18 protein-coding genes, 1 tRNA gene and 1 pseudogene are annotated in these 21,349 nt (G+C 71.5%); 9 read left to right on the top strand and 11 right to left on the bottom strand.

What is annotated here, in order from left to right; genetic code table 11:
- Positions 1–67 precede the first annotated feature (67 nt).
- Both ABT123_RS35380 and ABT123_RS35375 read left to right on the top strand, forming a co-directional pair.
- Positions 68–466, top strand: coding sequence for a cupin domain-containing protein (locus ABT123_RS35380; protein ID WP_351322313.1), 399 nt, complete (start codon positions 68–70; stop codon positions 464–466).
- Positions 457–529 (top strand) — tRNA-Trp (locus ABT123_RS35375). Before ABT123_RS35380 ends, ABT123_RS35375 begins: the two co-directional genes overlap by 10 nt.
- A gap of 30 nt (positions 530–559) precedes the next feature.
- Here ABT123_RS35375 and ABT123_RS35370 read toward each other — a convergent pair.
- The gene (locus ABT123_RS35370; RefSeq protein ID WP_351322335.1) at positions 560–1,351 is read right to left on the bottom strand and encodes a GNAT family N-acetyltransferase; all 792 of its coding nucleotides are present in this window, start codon (positions 1,349–1,351) and stop codon (positions 560–562) included.
- 122 nt (positions 1,352–1,473) lie between these two features.
- Positions 1,474–2,919 (bottom strand): WGR domain-containing protein, encoded by a 1,446-nt coding sequence (locus ABT123_RS35365; RefSeq protein ID WP_351322311.1) that lies wholly within the window; start codon positions 2,917–2,919, stop codon positions 1,474–1,476.
- 92 nt (positions 2,920–3,011) lie between these two features.
- Between ABT123_RS35365 and ABT123_RS35360 the strand changes: the two genes are divergently transcribed.
- Positions 3,012–3,659, top strand: coding sequence for a nucleoside/nucleotide kinase family protein (locus ABT123_RS35360; protein WP_351322309.1), 648 nt, complete (start codon positions 3,012–3,014; stop codon positions 3,657–3,659).
- A gap of 21 nt (positions 3,660–3,680) precedes the next feature.
- On the opposite strand, the gene ABT123_RS35355 is transcribed toward ABT123_RS35360, so the two are convergent.
- Together ABT123_RS35355 and ABT123_RS35350 are read right to left on the bottom strand one after the other, a co-directional pair.
- Positions 3,681–4,565, bottom strand: coding sequence for a carbohydrate kinase family protein (locus tag ABT123_RS35355; protein ID WP_351322307.1), 885 nt, complete (start codon positions 4,563–4,565; stop codon positions 3,681–3,683).
- Entirely contained in the window at positions 4,562–5,563 is a 1,002-nt protein-coding gene (locus tag ABT123_RS35350) for a pseudouridine-5'-phosphate glycosidase (RefSeq protein ID WP_351322305.1), read from the bottom strand. The genes ABT123_RS35355 and ABT123_RS35350 overlap by 4 nt, the downstream gene beginning before the upstream one ends.
- 149 nt (positions 5,564–5,712) lie before the next feature.
- Here ABT123_RS35350 and ABT123_RS35345 point away from each other — a divergent pair, with 149 nt between their 5' ends.
- A complete protein-coding gene (locus tag ABT123_RS35345; protein WP_351322303.1) occupies positions 5,713–6,096 on the top strand; it encodes a cupin domain-containing protein in 384 nt (127 codons plus the stop codon).
- Here the strand turns inward: ABT123_RS35345 and ABT123_RS35340 are convergent.
- From ABT123_RS35340 to ABT123_RS35330, 3 genes are all read right to left on the bottom strand, one after another.
- Positions 6,086–7,369 carry an MFS transporter gene (locus ABT123_RS35340; protein ID WP_502971159.1) on the bottom strand — a complete coding sequence of 428 codons (1,284 nt, stop codon included), beginning with the start codon at positions 7,367–7,369 and terminating at the stop codon, positions 6,086–6,088. The genes ABT123_RS35345 and ABT123_RS35340 overlap by 11 nt on opposite strands.
- Before the next feature lie 83 nt (positions 7,370–7,452).
- A complete protein-coding gene (locus ABT123_RS35335) occupies positions 7,453–8,013 on the bottom strand; it encodes a methylated-DNA--[protein]-cysteine S-methyltransferase (protein WP_351322299.1) in 561 nt (186 codons plus the stop codon).
- A gap of 50 nt (positions 8,014–8,063) precedes the next feature.
- On the bottom strand, positions 8,064–8,990 hold the full coding sequence (locus ABT123_RS35330; RefSeq protein ID WP_351322297.1) for a glycerophosphodiester phosphodiesterase: 927 nt from the start codon (positions 8,988–8,990) through the stop codon (positions 8,064–8,066).
- Positions 8,991–9,130: 140 nt separating this feature from the next.
- On the opposite strand from ABT123_RS35330, the gene uvrB reads away from it, so the two are divergent.
- The 4 genes from uvrB (at position 9,131) to ABT123_RS35310 (ending at position 15,201) form a co-directional block, all read left to right on the top strand.
- Positions 9,131–11,284 (top strand): excinuclease ABC subunit UvrB, encoded by a 2,154-nt coding sequence (gene uvrB, locus ABT123_RS35325; protein ID WP_351322295.1) that lies wholly within the window; start codon positions 9,131–9,133, stop codon positions 11,282–11,284.
- Between the two features lie 56 nt (positions 11,285–11,340).
- Positions 11,341–11,919 carry a TerD family protein gene (locus tag ABT123_RS35320; protein ID WP_150212354.1) on the top strand — a complete coding sequence of 193 codons (579 nt, stop codon included), beginning with the start codon at positions 11,341–11,343 and terminating at the stop codon, positions 11,917–11,919.
- A 31-nt stretch (positions 11,920–11,950) separates the two neighbouring features.
- Positions 11,951–13,927 carry a TerD family protein gene (locus tag ABT123_RS35315; protein WP_351322293.1) on the top strand — a complete coding sequence of 659 codons (1,977 nt, stop codon included), beginning with the start codon at positions 11,951–11,953 and terminating at the stop codon, positions 13,925–13,927.
- Between the two features lie 257 nt (positions 13,928–14,184).
- Positions 14,185–15,201, top strand: coding sequence for a TerC family protein (locus tag ABT123_RS35310; RefSeq protein ID WP_351322291.1), 1,017 nt, complete (start codon positions 14,185–14,187; stop codon positions 15,199–15,201).
- A gap of 13 nt (positions 15,202–15,214) precedes the next feature.
- Here ABT123_RS35310 and ABT123_RS35305 read toward each other — a convergent pair whose 3' ends face one another.
- The 3 genes from ABT123_RS35305 to ABT123_RS35295 form a co-directional block, all read right to left on the bottom strand.
- On the bottom strand, positions 15,215–16,510 hold the full coding sequence (locus tag ABT123_RS35305; RefSeq protein WP_351322333.1) for an MFS transporter: 1,296 nt from the start codon (positions 16,508–16,510) through the stop codon (positions 15,215–15,217).
- A gap of 249 nt (positions 16,511–16,759) precedes the next feature.
- Positions 16,760–17,416 carry an MBL fold metallo-hydrolase gene (locus tag ABT123_RS35300; protein WP_351322289.1) on the bottom strand — a complete coding sequence of 219 codons (657 nt, stop codon included), beginning with the start codon at positions 17,414–17,416 and terminating at the stop codon, positions 16,760–16,762.
- Between the two features lie 10 nt (positions 17,417–17,426).
- Positions 17,427–18,116 (bottom strand): maleylpyruvate isomerase family mycothiol-dependent enzyme, encoded by a 690-nt coding sequence (locus ABT123_RS35295; protein ID WP_351322287.1) that lies wholly within the window; start codon positions 18,114–18,116, stop codon positions 17,427–17,429.
- Positions 18,117–18,300: 184 nt separating this feature from the next.
- Between ABT123_RS35295 and uvrA the strand changes: the two genes are divergently transcribed.
- Positions 18,301–21,240, top strand: a complete 2,940-nt coding sequence (uvrA, locus tag ABT123_RS35290) for an excinuclease ABC subunit UvrA (protein WP_351322285.1) — start codon at positions 18,301–18,303, stop codon at positions 21,238–21,240.
- A 20-nt stretch (positions 21,241–21,260) separates the two neighbouring features.
- On the opposite strand, the pseudogene ABT123_RS35285 reads toward uvrA, so the two are convergent.
- Positions 21,261–21,349: pseudogene (locus ABT123_RS35285) on the bottom strand (hypothetical protein); the annotation flags it as partial.

The following is a 21,349-nucleotide window of genomic DNA, read 5'->3' as shown; positions in this document are numbered from 1 at the left end:
GGGTGGATGATGTTCGGGGTTTCGTGGATTCCGCCGATACGGCCGATATTCGTCGTACGGTATGACGATGCTCAGGATGCAGTGGCCGCGGCCGACGGATGTGCCGGCGGATGTGGTGGTCGACCAGATCACCTTCCGGCCCGGTGAGTCCACCGGCTGGCACTACCACCTGGTACCGGTGTTCGCGGTCGTACTCTCCGGCACCCTCACCCGGATCCTGCACGACGGCACGGTCGAAGTCAGCACGCCCGGCGCGATGTTCGTGGAGGCCGCCGGCCGGGACCGCGTCCACCTCGGCCGCAACCTCGGCCCCGATCCCGTGGTTCTCCAGATCGCCTACGCACTCCCGGAGGGCGCGCCACTCTCCTACGACGCCCCGGCCCCGCCGGCCTGTGACCAGGGCGGCAGAATCCACTGGCGCGGTTCCCGGCCGCATGGCACTCTGGGCGGGCCGGGAGGGGTGTAGCTCAATGTCCAGAGCGCCGGTCTCCAAAACCGGGCGACGTGGGTTCAATTCCCACCGCCCCTCCCGGTACCCGGCGCGACCGGACCACCCGCCTCAGTCCGCTCGCACCCCGACTGCGTACTCCGTGAACTGTCCGGCCGTACGGAATCCCAGTCGGCGGTAGACCGGTTCGCCGTCCGGCGAGGCCTGCAGGACGGCATGGCGGCGGCCCAATGAGCGCGCAAGCCGCAGGGCGGCCCGTGTCATCGCACCGCCGTAGCCCCGGCGGCGATGTCCGGCCAGGGTGCAGATGCCGTAGATCCCGGCGACCCCGGCATGGTCGAAGACCTCGGCCGAACAGATCGCCGCACCGTCCAGATACCCGACCAGGTAGTGCGCCGGACAGTCCGGTGCCAGGGCCGGGATCCGGGCGCGCTGGTAGTACGCACGCACCGTGGCCGAGGGCGGCTCCCAGTTCGCGGCGAGCACCTCGGCATACGCCGCGAGCTCAGCGGCCGTGACGACCGGGCGGATCTCCAGCCCGTCCGGGCCGGACGACCTGAGCGCCTCCTGTTCCGGTTCCGGCTCCGTCAGGTCCGCCCACATGGCGCACTCGGACTCGGTTGCGACCGCCCCGGCGGCGGTCAGCCGGGCCGAAAGGTCCGCCGGCGCCGACGCGGGCCCCACCCACCAGGAGAACGGACGCCCGGTTCCCGCCACCGCCCGCACGGTCTCCGCGATCCGCCGGTCCGCCCCCTCCGCGCTGAACCGGGCAGCGGCGACCACGTTGAACGTGTCGTCGGCGATACCGCTGTCCGCGATCAACAGGTCGTCCTGTTCGACAACGGCCGCTCCGGGCAGCGCGCGGTGCAGATGGGCGGCGTGCTCCGCGAGGTTCCGCTCCATCCGGTGCAGGATGTCCTGCACGTCCGTGTCCGGTCGGTCCGTGTCGGGTGGGCCCATGTCTGGTTGGTCCGCGTCCATGGTGGTCCAGTTCACCACAGGCGCCAGTGGCCGGCGCTGCCCGCTCAGACCAGTCGGCGTATCTCACCGCGCACCCGGTAGAAGCCCCCGGAGGCCGGGTGCAGGCCGTCCACCACATACCGGGCCCCGGCCTCCCGGATCCCGCGCGGGAACTGCACGTTCCACGAGGACTCGAAGCCGCCCGAGACCACCTGGACCCGCAGCCGCCCGCCCTGCTGGACGCACTCCACCACCACACCGCCCGCCGGTGCCGCGGCTGCCGATACCGTCGCCACCGCTGCCGCCGACACCGCCGGGGTGTAGACGGGCAGCGCAGCCGCCGACTTCACGTCCACCGCCTTCGGCACCGTGCCCTGCTGGGCCGCGGCGATCGCCGCCTCGCTCGCATCCACACACACCAGCGAGCCGTCCGTGGTCACCAGGTACAGCCGCTCGTCCAGGTACTGCATCGACAGCGCGGAACCGCTGCCGGTGCCCAGCTTCCACAGCCGCCGCCCGTCGGCATCGAAGCAGTACACCGAAGAACTGGAGTCACCGGCGAACACATGCCGGCCGTCCGGCGAGGTCGCACACGAGTACACCGCCGTGTCGCACCGGTACGAGGCCTTGATCGCGCCCGTCGCCTTCGACAGCCGCTGCACGACATTGCGGCCCGTCCCCGCAAACACCGTGTGCTCCTCCTGCCAGCCGAACAGCACCCCGCCATTGGTCGCCGTGTGCCACAACTCCGCACCGCCGTCCGCCGCGTACGCCGTCACGCCCGCGGTGTGGCCGTGGTAGACCGCCCGGTCGTCGGCCCGCACCATCCAGGCGTGGTTGCCACCGGACTTGCGGGACCACTGGAACTCCTCCTCGTGGTCGATGACCGTCAGGCCGCCGCCCGCGTCCGAGACGTTCAGCACGCCCTCGCGGATGTCCAGCCAGAAGATGTCCACATCCGGCGCGATGTCATAGGCCCCGAAGGGGACCTTCGCCGACAGGTCGTACACCGTGCCGTCGTCACAGCCCGCGTATATCCAGAAATCGTCCGCCACCAGGCACTTCACCCCGTCCGGCAGTGAATACCGGGCCAGCACCTCACCGCCGTGGCTCAGCGTGTACACATCCCCGGACTGATTGCCGACCCAGCAGCGGTCCTCGTCCACATGGATCCCGAAGGCTGCGGCGCCGGTGCGGAAGCGCCACAGCACGGGGGCCACCGCACGCGCCGTGGACGGCGCCGAGGTGACCTGGCGGCGGGTCACCGCCCGCGCGGCCCGCTGCCCCTGAACAGCCGGGGCGTATCCCTTGCGGACCTTCTCGCCGATCTTCTTCGCGGCGGCGGCCCAGGCCTTCTCGGCCGTGGGGAACGAGGAGTTCTGCAGCTGGCCGTCCGCGCCGATCCGGCCGTACCGCACCGAGACCGACGTGCCGTCCACCGTCACCTCGTAGAACTTGTGTGCACCGCCGCCGTCCTGCGACAGCTCCAGATACGTGGTCTCGCGAGCCATGACAGACCCCTCCCCAAGGCCGGGCCCGACGGCTCTGTCCCGCCGGTGATCCCTCGTGAAAAACGCTACGGGCCACCACTGACAATGGGCTGGTGCAGAAGCTGGAAGCGATCACCTGGGAGCGGCTGGCCGAGCGGACCGCAGGTCACCTGGACGAACGGGACACCGGTGGCGACCGGTTGCGGGTGGCCGTCGACGGCGCCCCCGCCGCCGGGACCGGCCGGCTCGCCGGGCTGCTCGCGGACGCGCTGCGGCTGCGCGGCCGTTCGGTGCTGACCGTGTCTGCCGAAGGGTTCCTGCGGCCCGCCTCGCTCCGCTTCGAGCACGGCCGGCAGGACGTCGACTCCTACCTCGGCGGCTGGTACGACACGGCCGCGCTCTGGCGGGAGGTCTTCGGCCCGCTGGATCCCGGCGGCACCGGACGGGTGCTGCCCGACCTGTGGGATCCGGTCACCGACCGGGCCAGCCGCAGTCCGTACGTGCAACTCCCGCCGGACGGCGTGCTGATCCTGCACGGCCCGCTGCTGCTGGGCCACTGGTTCCCCTTCGACTTCACCGCGCACATCGCACTCTCCCCGGCCGCGCTCGCCCGCCGCACCGACGAGTCCGAGCATTGGACCCTGCCCGCCTTCGCCCGCTACGAGGCCGAGACCGGCCCCGCCGAGGCCGCCGACACCCTGATCCGCGCCGACGACCCCCGCCGCCCCGCCTGGACCGGCCTGCCCGGCCCGCCCCGCTGATCCGCCGGACACTCCACGGGGCTACGGGCGCCCGCCCAGCCGGGTGACCGCCCGCGCCGCCGCCCGGCAGCCGGCCCGGGCCGCCCCGGCGGGCAGAGCGCCCCCCAGCCGGGCCGCCAGGAAGCCGCCGGTGAAGGCGTCGCCCGCGCCCGTGGTGTCCACCGCCCGGGCGGGCTCCGCCGGGATGTCCGCGGTCACCGTGCCCGCCTCCGCGACCAGCGCGCCGGCCACGCCCCGGGTGACCACCACCAGCGGGAAGCGCAGGCTGAGGGCCGCCGCCGCTTCCCCGGCATCCGCGGTGCCGGCCAGCAGCCGGGCCTCGTCCGCGTTGGGCAGCAGGACCGTGGCCCCGTCCACCGCATTGAGGAAACGTTTCACCCCCAGGGTGCGGAGGAATCCGGCCGAGGCCGGATCCACACTCACCGGCACCCCGCGCGCCCGCGCCGCCCGCAGCGCCACCCCGGCCAGCTCACGGCTGCCGTCGGCGAAGTACAGATAGCCCGACAGGTGCAGATGCTCGACCCCGTCCAGCAGCGACGGCGCCCAGTCGGCCGGGCACAGCCGCAGCGCGGCCCCGCTGTCCGTCAGGAACGTGCGCTCCGCGTCGTTGCCGACCAGCGCCACCACTGTCCCGGTCGGTTCCACCGGGTCGACCACCAGCTGCGCCCGCACCCCGGCCGCTGCCAGCGCACGCTCGTGCCAGGCCGCCGACTCCGTGCCCACCCGGGCCAGCAGTCGGACCTCCGCCGTCCCCGTACGGGCCGCCCAGCAGGCCGCATTGGCCCCCGCGCCGCCCGGCAGCGTACGGATCCGGGCCGCCGTGTCGGTGGCCGGGGTGAGGGGTTCCGCATGCATCGCGACCACGTCCGTCACCACGTCCCCGACCACCAGCAGGGCCCCGCTCACCGGCCCGCCCGGCCCGCCCCGCCCGTCGCCTCGGCCCCGTCGGCCCGCTCCGCCCAGGCCGCCGCGATCCGGGCGCCCAGCCGCACATTGCCGCGTACTGCCGCCAGGTTCGCCTCCAGTGAGGCCCCGCCGGTCGCCCGTACCAGGAATCCCAGCAGGAAGGGGGTCACCGCCTGCCCGGTGATGCCCCGCTCCCGGCACTCGGCCAGTGCCTCCGCCAGGACCCGGTCGTGCAGTGCCGGATCCAGCTGTTCCGCCTCGGCCACCGGGTTGGCCACCAGAACCGCCGACTCCAGCCCGCCCAGCCGGTCCTGAGCGGCCATCACCGCCGCCACCTCCTCCGGACTCCGTGCCGTCCAGTCCACCGGCAGCCCGGAATCGGCCAGGTAGAACCCGGGGAAGCGCTCGGTCCGGTAGCCCAGCACCGTCACCCCCAGCGTCTCCAGCCGCTGCAGCGTGGCCGGCACGTCCAGGATCGACTTCACCCCCGCGCACACCACCGTGATCCGGGTCCGCGCCAGCAGCGCCAGATCCGCGGACTCGTCCTGGCTCTGCACCCATTCCCGGTGTACGCCGCCCAGCCCGCCGGTCGCGAACACCCGCAGCCCGGCCCGCGCGGCCAGGAAGGCGGTCCCGGACACCGTGGTCGCGCCCGTGGCTCCCGAGGCGAGCGCCGGCGCCAGATCCCGGTGGCCGAGCTTCCGTACCGCGTCCCCGCCCCCGTCACCACCCCCGTTACCGTCCCTGCCTGCGATCCGCTCCAGCTGCGCCTTGTCGAGGCCGACCCGGGGCACCCCGTCGAGCACCGCGACCGTGGCCGGCACCGCTCCCTCCGCCCGGACCAGCGCCTCCAGTTCGGCCCCCACCACCAGATTGCGGGGGCGCGGCAGACCGTGCGCAATGATCGTCGATTCGAGCGCGACCACCGGCTGCCGCCGGTCGAGCGCCTCACGTACCTCTTCCGACACGACGGGGACCGCTGAGTGCTGTTGTGGCATGTCCCCATCCATGGCACGGCAACCCGGCCCCCAAACACCCTCCCGCACCGGCTGTCCGAGAAGGTCGACAAGGTGACGCGCCCGGCACCCTGATCGTGGACGATGTGGTGCCCCTGGCCGGCGGTCCGGCCGGGCTAGGGTGGCGCGCCATGAGCACCAGTGATCACACCGCCGCCCCCGGCCCCGCCTCCTTCGCCGTCACCGTCGCCGACGTCCCGGACGCCGAACTGGAGGTGGAGGACCTCGACCCGGAGCAGATCCTCTCCGGCTCACCCGTGGTGACCGGAAAGGTGCTGTGGGAGTCCGCGGACGGCAAGCAGCTGCGCGGCATCTGGCAGATCACCCCCGGGGTGGTCACCGACACCGAGGCCAGCGAGCTGTTCGTGGTGGTATCCGGCCGCGCCACCATCGAGGTGGAGGGCGGCCCGACCCTGGAGGTCGGACCCGGATCGGCCTGCGTGCTGCGCGAGGGCGACCGGACCACCTGGACCGTCCACGAGACGCTGCGCAAGGCCTACCACATCAGCCTGTGACGGGCCGCCGCCGAACCGTGAACAGGGCAAGCACCGCCAGCGGGATCAGCAGCGCCGCGCCGATGGCGTTCAGCCAGCCGTAGCCGGCCTGGGCCACGACCAGGCCGGCCGCGGCGCCGCCGAGCCCGGCGGCGGTGTTCATGCTGAGGTCCGAAAGTCCCTGGACGGCGGCCCGGGCCGGCTGCGGCACCGAGTCGGTGAGCAGCGCCGAACCGGAGACCAGCCCTGCCGACCAGCCCAGGCCGAGCAGGAACAGGCCGGCCGCGGTCTGCCCGTGGCTGGATCCGGCCGTGCCGGCGAGCAGCGCGGCGAGGCAGAGCAGCCCCGCAGCCAGGCCGATCACCGACAGCCGCCCGATTCGGTCCGCGAGCCAGCCCATCAGCGGGGAGAAGGCGAACATGCCCGCGATGTGCCCGCTGATCACCAGGCCGATCAGGTCCAGGGAAGCCCCGTGGTGGCTGAGGTCGAGCGGGGTCATCACCATGATCGACACCATGGCGGTGTGTGAGACGGTCACCGTGACCAGCGCCAGCCGGGCCCGCGGCGATGCCTTGACGGCGGCCAGCCCGGCCCGCAGCGACCGGGCCTCCGCGGCCTGTTCCGTCGGGTCGGCCAGGGCCCGGGCGGTCAGCAGCGGGTCGGGGCGCAGCAGTACGGCGATCAGCGCTGCGGTGATCAGGAAGATGCCGGCGGCCCACAGGAAGGGGCCCGCCGTCTCGGGTATGGAGGTGCCGGCGAAACTGCGGCTGGCTGGAGCGGACAGGTTGGGGCCCAGCACCGCGCCCAGGGTGGTGGCCCAGACGACGGTGGAGATCGCCCGGCCCCGGTGGTCGGGCGAGGCCAGGTCGGCGGCGGCGAACCGGGCCTGCAGGTTGGCGGACGAGGCGGCGCCGAAGGCGGCCATGCCGAGGAGCAGCAGCGGGAAGTTCTCGATCACGGCGGCCAGCACCACCACGCCCGCGCCCACTGCGCCGATCAGGTAGGCGAGGACCAGGCCGGGGCGCCGGCCGCGCCGGGTCATCAGGGCGGCGAGCGGCAGCGACAGCACCGCGGTGCCGGCCACGGAGGCGCTGGAGGCGAGCCCGGACAACGCCTCGGTGCCGCTGATCTCGGTGGCCATCACCGGCGCCAGCGCGATGCTGATCGGCACGCCGAGGCCGCCGATGACCTGGCTGGCCATGAGGACGGCCCGGGTACGGCGCTGGAGCGCGGGGAGCTCTTCGGGGGAGACGGGCGGGGAGGCGTGTGCTGCATCGGCGGCGCTGGTGGTCACCGACGCAGTTTCGCACCCCGCACGGCACGGCGGAACGGCCTGTGGACAACCCCAGACAAGCATCAGACAAGCGCCAGACAAGCTCAGAACAGCGGCTGCGGCAGCACGCCCTCCAGTGCCAGCAAGGCCCGCTTGGTCTCCACACCGCCGCCGAAGCCGCCGATTCCGCCGTCGTTCTCCACCACCCGGTGGCAGGGCACCACCACCGGCAGCGGGTTCGACCCCATGGCCGCGCCCACCGCCTGGGCCGCGCCCGGCTGCCCGACCCGGGCGGCCAGCTCTCCGTACCCCACCACCGATCCGTACGGCACCGAGCTCGCCAGCTCGCGCAGGACGAGGCGGTTGAACCCGGCCGAGAGCCGCCAGTCCAGGGGCAGGTCGAAGCGCCGCAGCCGGCCCGCGAAGTACGCCCTCAGCTGGCGTATCGGCTCGGCGAGCAGCACCTCCCGGCCCGGGTCCGGGCGCCAGGCGTCGGCGCCGAGCCGGGAGATGAGCGGATCGGCGGGAGCCGCCTGCTCCGGATCGGCGTGGAACTCCACCCGGACCAGACCCTCCTCGGTCGCGGCCAGGAAGAGCGGACCGATGTCACTGTCGACCACGGTCCATTCGAGGCGCGGCCCCCGGGGCCGCTCGGTGATGTCCACGCGTCCACCGTACGGCCGGCCACCGACAACGCCGCCCCGGCCTGCCCGGTTCAGAAGCCGCCCACGGCCTCGCGGACCACGTCCGGGGCGTTGGTGATGATCCCGTCCACCCCCATCTCCTGGACCTTCCGGGCCACTGCCGGGTCGTCCACGATCCAGGTGTCCACCTCCAGGGTCCGGCCGTGGACGCCCCGCAGCGCATGCACCGCCGCCACCCACTCGGCGGTGATCGTGGTGTGCCACGGGTTGATCCGGTCCGCGAACTCGGCGTACACGGGCAGGTCCTCGGCGGCCGGAGTGCCCAGGAAGGCCGTGATCAGATCGGGGTGCAGGCTGTGCACCATCCGGACGCAGTCCACGCTGAAGCTTTGCACCACCAGGCGGTTCTCCACCTGCTGCTCGCCGAGCCAGCCGGCCTCCTCCAGGACCCGCAGGGTGTCCTGCTCGATCCCCGGGTACAGCTCCGGCTTCTTGATCTCCAGGAGGAGTTTCTGCTGGTTGAACCGCACCCGGTCGAGATACTGGCGCAGGGTCGGCACCCGGGCGCCGGCGAACTGCGGCCCGAACCAGCTGCCCGCGTCGAGCCCGGCGATCTCGGCGGCCGTGAAGTCCGCGACCCGCCAGGGCTTGCGGTCCGGATAGCGCGTCTTCACGTCCGTGGTGCGGGAGAGGGTGTCGTCGTGGATGACGACCAGTTCGCCGTCCTTGGTTCGCTGGACGTCGTTCTCCACCCAGTCGACGCCCAGGTCCTCGGCGAGGTCCACGGCCGCGAGGGTGTTCTCCGGGGCGTACGCGGAAGCCCCCCGGTGGGCGTAAAGGACGGGAGCGCCGACCAGGCGGACCGGATCCGGCCCGGCGGTGGCCGTGGCGGCGGACGCGGCGGTGATGGACGCGGCGGCGGTGGCGGGCCCGCCGCTGAGGACGAGGGCCCATCCCAGGAAGGCGGCTGCTGCCGCGGCCACGTGTCGTACGTACATGCGCTTCCCCTCCTGCTCTCACTGGTGCACTTGATCGCGATCATGGGTTCGTGATCAACTGCCCGCCACCGAACTACGACAAACGGCCCACCGCGCCGCGCGGAGCCCGGCCTGTCAGTGGGGGGTCGTACGGTGGACTCATGCGGCCCGTATCGAAGATCGAACGCACGGTGGCCCCCTTCGAGGTGGTCAGTCCCTACCAGCCCAGCGGCGACCAGCCGGCGGCCATCGCCGAGCTGGAGAAGCGCATCCGCGCGGGTGAGAAGGACGTCGTGCTGCTCGGCGCCACCGGCACCGGCAAGTCGGCGACCACAGCCTGGATGATCGAGAAACTCCAGCGCCCGACGCTGGTCATGGCACCGAACAAGACCCTCGCGGCCCAGCTGGCGAACGAGTTCCGCGAGCTGCTCCCCAACAACGCGGTCGAGTACTTCGTCTCGTACTACGACTACTACCAGCCCGAGGCGTACGTCCCGCAGTCCGATACCTACATCGAGAAGGACTCCTCCATCAACGAGGAGGTGGAGCGGCTGCGGCACTCCGCGACCAACTCGCTGCTCACCCGCCGCGATGTGATCGTGGTGGCCTCGGTGTCCTGCATCTACGGCCTCGGCACCCCGCAGGAGTACGTGGACCGGATGGTCCCGCTCAAGGTGGGCGACGAGATCGACCGCGACCAGCTGCTGCGCCGGTTCGTCGACATCCAGTACACGCGCAACGACATGGCCTTCACCCGGGGCACCTTCCGGGTCCGCGGCGACACCATCGAGATCTTCCCGGTCTACGAGGAACTCGCCGTCCGCATCGAGATGTTCGGCGACGAGATCGAGGCCCTCTCCACGCTGCACCCGCTGACCGGCGAGGTCATCAACGACGACACGATGCAGTACGTGTTCCCGGCCAGCCACTACATCGCCGGCCCCGAGCGCATGCAGAACGCGATCCGCGGCATCGAGACCGAACTCGCCGAGCGGCTGACCGAGCTGGAGAAGCAGGGCAAGCTGCTGGAGGCCCAGCGACTGCGTATGCGCACCACCTACGACCTGGAGATGATGCAGCAGATCGGCTCCTGCTCGGGCATCGAGAACTACTCGCTGCACATGGACGGCCGCGAGCGGGGGACCGCGCCCCACACCCTCATCGACTACTTCCCCGAGGACTTCCTTCTCGTCATCGACGAATCGCATGTCACGGTCCCCCAGATCGGCGCGATGTACGAGGGCGACGCCTCCCGCAAGCGGACCCTGGTCGACCACGGCTTCCGGCTGCCCTCCGCCCTCGACAACCGCCCGCTGAAGTGGGAGGAGTTCCTGGAGCGGATCGGTCAGACCGTCTACCTGTCGGCCACCCCCGGCAAGTACGAGCTGTCCCGGGCCGACGGCTTTGTGGAGCAGATCATCCGCCCCACCGGCCTGGTCGACCCCGAGGTGGTCGTCAAGCCCACCGAGGGGCAGATCGACGACCTGGTCCACGAGATCCGGCAGCGGGTCGAGAAGGACGAGCGGGTCCTGGTCACCACCCTCACCAAGAAGATGGCCGAGGACCTCACCGACTACTTCCTGGAGCTCGGCATCCAGGTCCGCTACCTGCACAGCGATGTGGACACGCTGCGCCGGATCGAGCTGCTGCGCGAACTGCGGGCCGGTGAGTACGACGTCCTGGTCGGCATCAACCTGCTCCGCGAGGGCCTCGACCTGCCCGAGGTCTCGCTGGTCGCGATCCTCGACGCCGACAAGGAGGGCTTCCTGCGCTCCGGCACCTCACTGATCCAGACCATCGGCCGCGCCGCCCGCAACGTCTCCGGCCAGGTCCACATGTACGCGGACAAGATGACTCCGGCGATGGAGAAGGCCATCGAGGAGACCAACCGGCGCCGGGAGAAGCAGGTCGCGTACAACACGGCCAACGGGATCGACCCGCAGCCGCTGCGGAAGAAGATCAACGACATCGTCGCCACCATCGCCCGCGAGGAGGTCGACACCGAGGAACTGCTCGGCACCGGCTACCGCCAGGGCAAGGACGGCAAGGACGGCAAGGCCCCGGTTCCCTCGCTCGCCGTGCACGCACCCAAGGCCGGCAAGGGAGCCAAGGCGGGCAAGGGAGCCAAGGGCGCCGCCGCGGCGGTGCCGACCGACCGGCCGGCCGCCGAACTGGCCGGAATCATCGAGGAAATGACCGAGCGGATGCGGGCGGCTGCCGCCGACCTCCAATTCGAGGTCGCGGCCCGGATCCGGGACGAGGTGAGCGAACTGAAGAAGGAGCTGCGGCAGATGAAGGAGGCGGGCCTCGCCTGAGTCGGCGCCCTGTCAGTAGGGTGACCGGGTAGGTGGCGAACGAGAGGGGACAGCGCGTGACGGTCAACATGACCAAGGGCCAGGCCATCAGCCTCGAGAAGTCCGACGGGGGGACGCTGACCGCGGTCCGGATGGGCCTCGGCTGGCAGGCGGCGAAGCGGCGCGGACTGTTCGGTTCCCGCACGCGGGAGATCGACCTTGACGCCTCGGCGGTGCTCTTCGCGGGCAAGGAGCCGCAGGACGTGGTGTTCTTCCAGCACCTCGTCAGCAACGACGGCTCGGTCCGGCACACCGGCGACAACCTGGTCGGCGGCGTCGGCCAGGGCGGGGACGACGAGGCGATCCTCGTCGACCTGGCCCGGGTGCCGGTCCACATCGACCAGATCGTCTTCACGGTGAACTCCTTCACCGGCCAGACCTTCCAGGAAGTGCAGAACGCGTTCTGCCGGATCGTCGACGAGACCAACGGCCAGGAGCTGGCCCGTTACACGCTCGACGGCGGCGGCCAGTACACCGCGCAGATCATGGCGAAGGTGCACCGGGTCGGTTCCGGCTGGCAGATGACGGCCCTGGGCAGCTCGGCCAACGGCCGCACCTTCCAGGACCTGCTGCCGGCCATCGCCGCGCACGTGTAGGACGAGGGAACAACGGGGGAGGGGCTGCACGATGACGGCCGAACTGGTCCGGGGGCAGAACCATCCCCTGTCCCGGAGCCGGGTGGAGATCAGGGTCTCGGCGGGCACCCCGGTGCTCGCCCTGGCCCTGCTCGGGGACGAAGGGGGCCGGCCCACCGGTCCCGCCGCGCTGGCCCACCCCGGCGCCCGGCAGCTGCCGGGGCTGGAGGCGCCCGGCGAGGTGGCCGACCGGCACCGGTTCGCCGTCGACCTCGACGCGGTCGGGGCGGAGGTGCACCGGCTCGGCGTGCTCCTCGTGCTGCCGCCGGGCGGCCCGATCGGCTTCGGGGCCATACCGGCCTCCCACGTCAGCGTGGCGGACCCGGCCGGGGCCGAGCTCGCCGGGTTCACCCTGGCCGGCCTGTCCACCGAGACCGCCGTGGTGGCGCTGGAGCTGTACCGCCGCCAGGGCGCCTGGAAGGTCCGCGCGGTCGGCCAGGGATACGCCGACGGGCTCGGCGCGCTCCTCGCCGACGCCGGCCTGACCGCCCCGGCGGCCGGGGAACTGGCCGCGACCGCCCTGGCCGCAGCCGGGCGGCCCACCACAGCCCCCGATCCGGTACCGGTCTCCGGCACCCCCTACCCCGGTACGCCGGGCCCGGCGACCTCGGCTGCGTCCGGACCGGCCGACGCCACCCTCGCCCCGCGCCCCGCCCACGGCCGGCCAACCAGCCCCGGCCCGGGCACGGGTACCGGCGGCAGCGAGGGGCTCGGCCGGACCGACGGCGCCGGGCCGCCCACCATCGACTACGCCCATCCGCGGCGGTCCCGCACGGTGCCGCCGCCGGCCGCCCCGCAGGTGCCGCCCGCGGCTCCGGGCGAGCCACCCCGGCCGGTGGCCGGAGACGCCACCGGCTGGTCCATGGACGAGCGGCTGTACAACCAGGTCTGGGGCATGTTCGAGGACCTGGCCCGGGCCGTCGCCGCCTACCGCAGCGCCGTCGAGTTCGCCGATTCCCGGCTGGACCGCGAGCTCGACCAGGCCCTGTCCGACCCCCGGCACCGGCTCGGAGGTTCCGGGAACGCCGCCCGGGACGCTGCCCTGGCCCGCCGGGAGGAGCTCACCGACCAGGCCCGCACCGTCCTGGACCGGGACCTGGCCCAGCTGGCCGCCGAGGTCGAGGTGGTGGAGCCCGCACTGCCCGCCGCATACGCCCGCTGGGACAACCCGGTGTGGCACGCCCACCGGGTGCCCGGCTCCGGCGAGGACTCCCCGATGGCGCTGCGCCTGGGCGAGCTGCACCTCCCCGAGTGCCCCGACCTGCAGATCCCCATGCTGGTCCGGCTCCCGCTGGAGCGCGGCCTCTGGATCGACAACGGGCGCACCGGCTCGGAAGCGGCCATGGCCATGGACACAGACCGGCTGCGCCGGGCTGCGCTGGACATGGCGGTGGCGCACGCCGCGCGGATGCTCGCCGTCCACCCCGGCGGCGGGCTCGGCCTCCATGTCATCGACGCGGCCGGGGCCGGTTCGGCCGCCCTGGAGCCGCTGGTCCGCTCCGGAGTGCTGGCCGCGCCGCCCGCCGCAGGGGCCGCGGGCGTCGCCCGGACGCTGGAGGAGCTCACCCGCCGGGTGGACCTCGTACAGATGGCCGTGCGGGCCGGGGCCCCGGAGGACCTGCCGCCCGACCTGGACACCGGCGACCAGCTGCTGATCGTGCACGACTTCCCGCACGGCTTCGACGACCGGGCCGTCACCCGGCTGCGCTACCTGGCCGACGAGGGCCCGCAGGTCGGGGTGCACCTGCTGATGGTTGCGGACCGCGACGAGGCCTCGGCCTACGGGCCGCTGCTCGACCCGCTCTGGCGCTCACTGATGCGGCTGTCACCGGTCCCGGACAACCATCTCGCGGATCCCTGGGTCGGCCATGCCTGGACCTTCGAGCCCTCCCTGCCGCCGCCCGGCAGCGCTGTGCTGGACCGGGTGCTGGCAGGGGTCGCGGAGGCCCGGCGGAGCACCGGAAGGTGACCGCCGAGCCGGCCGTCCTGACCATCGGCTGACCAGTCTTTGGGCTTCCCTTTACCTTTCTCGCCCTCTGCGGGTATTCTTGGACCCGCGGAGGGGAGTATTCCTGCTGTTTCCAGCTGCGGCGTGCCCGTCAATACGGACCGAAATCGGTCCCGGGGCGCCGGCCCGCGGCCCCCTGGGCCGTCCGGGTGGAAGAGACCTCCGGCAGCGATGACGCTGACCTAGTGCTGTAGCCATCTGCCGGAGGCGTGGAAGTAGTGGACGTTTCGTTGACCCTCTGGGTGCTGACCATCCTTGGTCTGGGCATCCTCATCGGAGCCGATTTCTTCATCGGCCGCAAACCGCACGACGTATCGATCAAGGAAGCCGGTACCTGGACGGTCGTCTGGATCGTCCTTGCCGTGCTGTTCGGTCTTGGCCTGCTGATCTTCGGCAACGGCCAGGCCTCGCAGGAGTTCTTCGCCGGCTTCATCACCGAGAAGTCGCTCAGCGTGGACAACCTGTTCGTCTTCGTCCTGATCATGGCGAAGTTCGCGGTGCCCTCCCACCTCCAGCAGCGCGTACTGCTGGTGGGTGTGCTGATAGCCCTGGTGCTGCGCGCGATCTTCATCGCCGCCGGCGCCGCGATCATCGCCAGCTTCTCCTGGGTGTTCTACATCTTCGGTGCGTTCCTGATCTACACCGCCTGGAAGCTCATCCAGGAGGCGCGCTCCGACGACGAGGACGAGGAGTTCGAGGAGAACCGTCTCCTCAAGTCCGTCGAGAAGAAGTTCGGCGTCGCCGACAAGTACCACGGCACCAAGCTCTTCATCGAGAAGAACGGCAAGCGCGTCCTGACCCCGCTGATGGTGGTCATGCTCGCCATCGGCACCACCGATGTGCTGTTCGCCCTGGACTCGATCCCCGCGATCTTCGGCCTCACCCAGGACCCGTACATCGTCTTCACCGCCAACGCCTTCGCCCTGATGGGTCTGCGCCAGCTGTACTTCCTCATCGGCGGACTGCTGAAGAAGCTGGTCCACCTGAGCTACGGCCTGTCGATCATCCTCGGGTTCATCGGCATCAAGCTGGTGCTGCACGCGCTGCACGAGAACGGTGTGCACGTCCCGCAGATCTCCATCCCGGTCTCCCTGGGCGTCATCTGCGGTGTCCTGGTGATCACCACGATCACCAGCCTGATGGCCTCGAAGAAGCAGGAGAAGCAGGAAAAGCTCGAGAAGCAGGAAAAGCCGGCGGCCGTGGAGGCCGCCGGCGAGGAGAGCGTCGAGGTCTAAAGACCCGTACGGGTCACGCGGGGGCGGCTGCTTCGGCCGCCCCCGTTCGCGTACCCGCCACCACCATCGGGTTGGTCTCCGGGAGCAGCGCGAAACAGCCCAGGCTGAGCAGGGCGATCCCGGTCAGGTACGCCGCCACGCCCCAGGGCGGCCCCGAGCCGTCCGCCAGCGCCGTCGCCACCAGAGGGGTCAGGGCGCCGCCCAGGACCCCGCCCAGGTTGTAGCCGACCGCGGCGCCGGTGCAGCGGATCCGGGGCTCGTACAGCTCCGGCAGGTACGCCCCGACCACCGCGAACATCGTCACCATGCCGAACAGGGCCCCGATGAAGCCCAGGGTCATCAGCAGCGGATCGGCCGTCCGCAACAGGGCGATCAGCGGGAACATCCACAGGGCGGAGAGTGCGCAGCCGGCCAGGCACAACGGCCGCCGCCCGTAGCGGTCACCGAGCACCGCGACCAGCGGGGTCACCGCCCCCTTCAGCGCAACGGCGATCATGATGCAGGCCAGCATCGAGGTCCGGTCCACCCGCAGGTGCTCCGTCGCGTACGCCAGGGACCAGGTGGTCACGGCGTAGAACACCGCATAGCCGACGGCCAGCGCCCCGCCGGTGAGCAGCAGCAGCCGCCAATGGCTGCGCACCACCTCGGCGAGCGGTGCGTTCGCCGTCTCCCGCCGCTGCGCGAGCTCGCGGAACTGGGGGGTCTCCTCCACCGAGTGGCGCAGCCAGAGGCCGGCCAGGGCCAGCAGCCCGGCCGCCCAGAACGGCACCCGCCAGCCCCAGGAGGTGAACTGCGCGTCGGTCAGGCCGGCCGAGAGGCCCAGGGTGATGCCGTTGGCCAGCAGGAAGCCGACCGCCGGGCCGATCTGCGGGAAGCTGGACCACAGTCCGCGCTGCCGTTCCGGGGCGTGCTCGGCGGTGAGCAGGACCGCGCCGCCCCACTCGCCGCCCAGTCCCAGGCCCTGCAGGAAGCGGAGCAGGAGCAGCAGCACCGGGGCCGCCACGCCGATGCTCCCGTACGTGGGGACGCAGCCCACCGCCACCGTGGCCAGGCCGGTCAGCAGCAGCGAGGCGAGCAGCACCGGGCGGCGGCCGTAGCGGTCGCCGATGTGGCCGAAGACGGCCGAGCCGAGCGGCCGGGCCACGAAGCCGACGCCGAAGGTGGCGAAGGCGGCGAGGGTGCCGGCGAGCGGCGAGAAGGTCGGGAAGAACAGTGGTCCGAGCACCAGGGCGGCGGCGGTGCCGTAGACGAAGAAGTCGTAGAACTCGATGGCGGTGCCGGCCAGAGAAGCGGAGGCCAGCCGCAGCATGGAGGGATGGGCGGAGAGGCGATCATCAGGCATGGTGCTCCAACTACCCCTTCTCGCCCCGCTGGAGAGGGGCGACGGTCATCCTCGACCGGAAGGAGTGCACCGTATCCCGGGGTTGACGGATGAACCCCGAGATCTCGCCATCTGCCGGACCGGCCGCGCGGCGGCTGTGGCGGCAACCGGAACGGCCGGCCCTCCGGGGTGCGGAGGACCGGCCGTCGGTGTGGTGACCCGGTGTGGCGGTGGGGGCTACCAGCCGCGCTCGCGCCATTCGGCCAGGTGCGGCCGTTCGGCGCCGAGGGTGGTGTCGTTGCCGTGGCCCGGGTAGACCCAGGTCTCGTCGGGCAGCTGCCCGAAGATCTTCTCCTCCACGTCCTTGATGAGACTGGCGAAGGCGTCGGCGTCGTCCCAGGTGTTGCCGACGCCGCCGGGGAACAGGCAGTCGCCGGTGAACACGTGCGGGTGGCCGTGCGGGTCGTCGTAGACCAGGGCGATCGAGCCGGGGGTGTGGCCGACCAGGTGGCGGGCGGTCAGCGTGACCCGGCCGACCTGGACGGTGTCCCCGTCCTCGACCGGCACGTCGGTGCCGACCGGAATGCCCTCGGCGTCGTACGCGCCGGCGTACGTCCGGGCGCCGGTCGCGTCGACCACCTCCTGGAGGGCGCCCCAGTGGTCGCCGTGCCGGTGGGTGGTGACGACGGACGCGATGCCGTCGTCACCGATCAGCTGCAGCAGGGTTTCGGGCTCTGCCGCCGCGTCGATCAGCAGCTGCTCGCCGGTGGCCCGGCAGCGCAGCAGGTAGGCGTTGTTGTTCATGGGGCCCACGGCGACCTTGGAGATCATCAGATCCGCGAGTTCGTGCACGTCGGCCGGTCCGCCGACCTTTACCGCTCCGCTGTACGTCATGACCGCAATCCTAGAGCGGGGGGAGGGTCGGGAGGGGGCCGCCCGAGGTGCCGAGGGAGGCGCCCTTGTCCGCGCGGCCCGACAGCCAGGCCAGCAGCTGTGCGGCGGTGCCGTGCACGGTGACCGCGGGCTCGCCCGCGGAGCCGGTGCGCCAGGTGCGGCCGTCCTCGGCGGCCAGGGCGGTGGCCGGAACCCCGCCGTGGCCGGACCAACGGTCGGCGAGGAACTCGATCTCCCGGGTGGTGAACTCCGCCGGCAGGTCGGCGAGCTCGTAGCCGATGTTCAGGTCGACGTGGTGCAGCTCGACCTCGACCAGGCGGCGGAAGGGGATCCGGGCCGCGCTGTCGGTGATGCCGTTGCGCAGCTCGACGGTCCGGGACCAGTCCTGCGGGGCCTCGGTGGTGGCCAGGAACCGGTTCCAGGAATCACGCAGGTCCGCCAGCTGTTCTTCCAGAGGCCTGCCCGCGTCGCGGCCGATGTCGGCCTCCCGGGCCTCGCCGCTCGTGTACATGGGACGGCCCTCGAAAACGTTGACGAGGGCGTCCGCGTTGCGGGCAAGGTGGGCCAGGACGTGGCCCCGGGTCCAGCCGGGGAGGTGTGACTCCTCGGACAGGGCGGCGTTGTCCAGTTTCGCGACTGCGGTCAGCAGCCGGTCGGTGGCCTCACGTACAGATCGCAGGTCGTGCACATGATCAATCATGTTCCGACCCTAGCCCGGGCCACACGATCGGGTGAAGCACCCGGCCGAGTGCCGAAAATCGAATGCACGTGCTATACGCTCGGAAGTCCGGACCCAGTCCAGACTCCATCCGTTGCCGAGCCGCCCCCCATACCCTGGGACGGGGGCCCGTGCCCCCACCCTCTCCAGAAAGGTGCGGACCGGCGTGACCGACCGTCTCATCGTTCGTGGCGCTCGCGAGCACAACCTGAAGAACGTCTCGCTCGACCTGCCCCGCGACTCCCTCATCGTCTTCACCGGACTCTCCGGGTCGGGCAAGTCCTCCCTGGCCTTCGACACGATCTTCGCCGAAGGGCAGCGCCGGTACGTCGAATCGCTCTCCTCGTACGCGCGCCAGTTCCTCGGCCAGATGGACAAGCCCGACGTCGACTTCATCGAGGGCCTCTCCCCGGCCGTCTCGATCGACCAGAAGTCGACCTCGCGCAACCCGCGCTCCACCGTGGGCACGATCACCGAGGTCTACGACTACCTCCGCCTGCTCTTCGCGCGCATCGGCAAGCCGCACTGCCCGGAATGCCGCCGCCCGATCTCCCGGCAGTCCCCGCAGGCCATCGTCGACAAGGTGCTCGCGCTGCCCGAGGGCAGCCGCTTCCAGGTGCTCTCCCCACTGGTGCGCGAGCGCAAGGGCGAGTTCGTCGACCTGTTCGCCGACCTCCAGACCAAGGGGTACAGCCGGGCCCGGGTGGACGGGGAGACCATCCAGCTGTCCGAGCCGCCGACCCTGAAGAAGCAGGAGAAGCACACCATCGAGGTGGTCGTCGACCGCCTCACGGTGAAGGAGAGCGCCAAGCGCCGGCTCACCGACTCCGTGGAGACCGCCCTCGGCCTGTCCGGCGGCATGGTCATCCTGGACTTCGTCGACCTCGCCGAGGACGACCCGGAGCGTGAGCGGATGTACTCCGAGCACCTCTACTGCCCGTACGACGACCTGTCCTTCGAGGAGCTGGAGCCGCGCTCCTTCTCCTTCAACTCGCCCTTCGGCGCCTGTCCCGACTGCACCGGCATCGGCACCCGCATGGAGGTCGACCCGGAGCTGATCATCCCGGACGAGGACAAGTCCCTGGACGAGGGAGCGGTCTCGCCGTGGTCCCTCGGCCACACCAAGGACTACTTCCAGCGGCTGGTCGGCGCGCTCGCCGGAGAGCTCGGCTTCCGGACCGACATCCCCTGGGCCGGCCTGCCGCAGCGCGCGAAGAAGGCCCTGCTGTACGGCCACAAGACGCAGATCGAGGTCCGCTACCGCAACCGGTACGGGCGCGAGCGCGCCTACACCACCGCCTTCGAAGGCGCCGTGCCCTTCGTCAAGCGCCGGCACTCGGAGGCCGAGAGCGACTCCAGCCGGGAGCGCTTCGAGGGCTATATGCGCGAGGTGCCCTGCCCGACCTGTGAGGGATCCCGGCTCAAGCCGATCGTGCTCGCGGTCACCGTGATGGAGAAGTCCATCGCCGAGGTGTCCGCGATGTCGATCAGCGAATGCGCGGACTTCCTCGGCGAGCTCCGGCTGGACGCCCGCGACAAGAAGATCGCCGAGCGGGTGCTCAAGGAGGTCAACGAGCGGCTGAAGTTCCTGGTCGACGTCGGCCTGGACTACCTGTCCCTGAACCGCGCGGCCGGCACCCTGTCCGGCGGCGAGGCCCAGCGCATCCGGCTCGCCACCCAGATCGGCTCCGGCCTGGTGGGCGTGCTGTACGTGCTGGACGAGCCGTCCATCGGCCTGCACCAGCGGGACAACCACCGCCTGATCGAAACCCTGGTCCGGCTGCGCGACATGGGCAACACGCTCATCGTGGTCGAGCACGACGAGGACACCATCAAGGTGGCCGACTGGGTCGTGGACATCGGCCCCGGCGCCGGCGAACACGGCGGCAAGGTGGTCCACAGCGGCTCGCTGAAGGAGCTCCTGAAGAACACCGACTCGATGACCGGGCAGTACCTGTCCGGCAAGAAGTCGATCGCCGTGCCGGCCGCCCGCCGCCCGGTCGACGAGGAGCGCCGCCTCACCGTGCACGGCGCGCGTGAGAACAACCTGCGCGACATCGACGTCTCGTTCCCGCTGGGCGTGCTGACGGCGGTGACGGGCGTCTCCGGCTCGGGCAAGTCGACCCTGGTCAACGACATCCTGTACACGCACCTGGCGCGGGAGCTGAACGGCGCCCGCTCGGTGCCGGGCCGGCACACCCGGGTGGCCGGCGACGACCTGGTCGACAAGGTGGTCCATGTCGACCAGTCGCCGATCGGCCGGACGCCCCGGTCCAACCCGGCGACGTACACGGGCGTCTTCGACCACGTCCGGAAGCTGTTCGCGGAGACGATGGAGGCGAAGGTGCGGGGGTACCTGCCCGGCCGCTTCTCCTTCAACGTCAAGGGCGGCCGGTGCGAGAACTGCTCCGGCGACGGCACCATCAAGATCGAGATGAACTTCCTGCCGGACGTGTACGTGCCGTGCGAGGTCTGCCACGGGGCGCGCTACAACCGGGAGACGCTGGAGGTCCACTACAAGGGCAAGTCCATCGCCGAGGTGCTGGACATGCCGATCGAGGAGGCGCTGGGCTTCTTCGAGGCGGTGCCGACGATCGCCCGCCACCTGCGGACGCTGAACGAGGTCGGGCTGGGGTACGTCCGGCTCGGCCAGTCCGCGCCGACCCTGTCGGGTGGCGAGGCGCAGCGCGTGAAGCTGGCTTCGGAGCTGCAGAAGCGGTCGACGGGGCGGACGGTGTATGTGCTGGACGAGCCGACGACGGGCCTGCACTTCGAGGACATCTCGAAGCTGATCAAGGTGCTGTCCGGGCTGGTCGACAAGGGCAACTCGGTGATCGTCATCGAGCACAACCTGGACGTCATCAAGACCGCGGACTGGGTCATCGACATGGGCCCGGAGGGCGGCTACGGCGGCGGCCTGGTGGTGGCCGAGGGCACGCCGGAGGAGGTCGCCTCGGTGGGCGACAGCCACACCGGCAAGTTCCTGCGGGACATCCTGGGGGCGGACCGGGTCTCGGACTCGGCGACTGTGCGGCGGGCGCCGGCGAAGAAGAAGGCGGCGGCTACGGCTCCGGCGAAGCGGGCGACCCGCGCCAGGAAGGCGTAGCCCGCGGGGGCGGGTTCCGACACGGCCCGGACCCCGTTGCGGACGAGCGTACGGGCGCCCTCCGCGTCGAGTTCGTTCTGCGTGGCGGAGGGGAAGGCGACGTCCGCCG

The sequence above is a fragment of the Streptomyces sp. NPDC002054 genome, assembly GCF_040296685.1.
GTDB lineage: Bacteria > Actinomycetota > Actinomycetes > Streptomycetales > Streptomycetaceae > Streptomyces.
The sequence above is the reverse complement of the archived record's forward strand: the minus strand, read 5'-3'. Positions and strand labels throughout refer to the sequence as shown.

Excerpts from the sequence above, each read along its gene's own strand:
- ABT123_RS35380 (WP_351322313.1), top strand. The coding sequence starts at position 68 with ATGCTCAGGATGCAGTGGCCGCGGCCGACGGATGTGCCGGCGGATGTG.
- ABT123_RS35370 (WP_351322335.1), bottom strand. The coding sequence starts at position 1,351 with ATGGAGCGGAACCTCGCGGAGCACGCCGCCCATCTGCACCGCGCGCTG.
- ABT123_RS35365 (WP_351322311.1), bottom strand. The coding sequence starts at position 2,919 with ATGGCTCGCGAGACCACGTATCTGGAGCTGTCGCAGGACGGCGGCGGT.
- ABT123_RS35350 (WP_351322305.1), bottom strand. The coding sequence starts at position 5,563 with ATGCCACAACAGCACTCAGCGGTCCCCGTCGTGTCGGAAGAGGTACGT.
- ABT123_RS35345 (WP_351322303.1), top strand. The coding sequence starts at position 5,713 with ATGAGCACCAGTGATCACACCGCCGCCCCCGGCCCCGCCTCCTTCGCC.
- ABT123_RS35330 (WP_351322297.1), bottom strand. The coding sequence starts at position 8,990 with ATGTACGTACGACACGTGGCCGCGGCAGCAGCCGCCTTCCTGGGATGG.
- uvrB (WP_351322295.1), top strand. The coding sequence starts at position 9,131 with ATGCGGCCCGTATCGAAGATCGAACGCACGGTGGCCCCCTTCGAGGTG.
- ABT123_RS35315 (WP_351322293.1), top strand. The coding sequence starts at position 11,951 with ATGACGGCCGAACTGGTCCGGGGGCAGAACCATCCCCTGTCCCGGAGC.
- ABT123_RS35305 (WP_351322333.1), bottom strand. The coding sequence starts at position 16,510 with ATGCTGCGGCTGGCCTCCGCTTCTCTGGCCGGCACCGCCATCGAGTTC.
- ABT123_RS35300 (WP_351322289.1), bottom strand. The coding sequence starts at position 17,416 with ATGACGTACAGCGGAGCGGTAAAGGTCGGCGGACCGGCCGACGTGCAC.
- ABT123_RS35295 (WP_351322287.1), bottom strand. The coding sequence starts at position 18,116 with ATGATTGATCATGTGCACGACCTGCGATCTGTACGTGAGGCCACCGAC.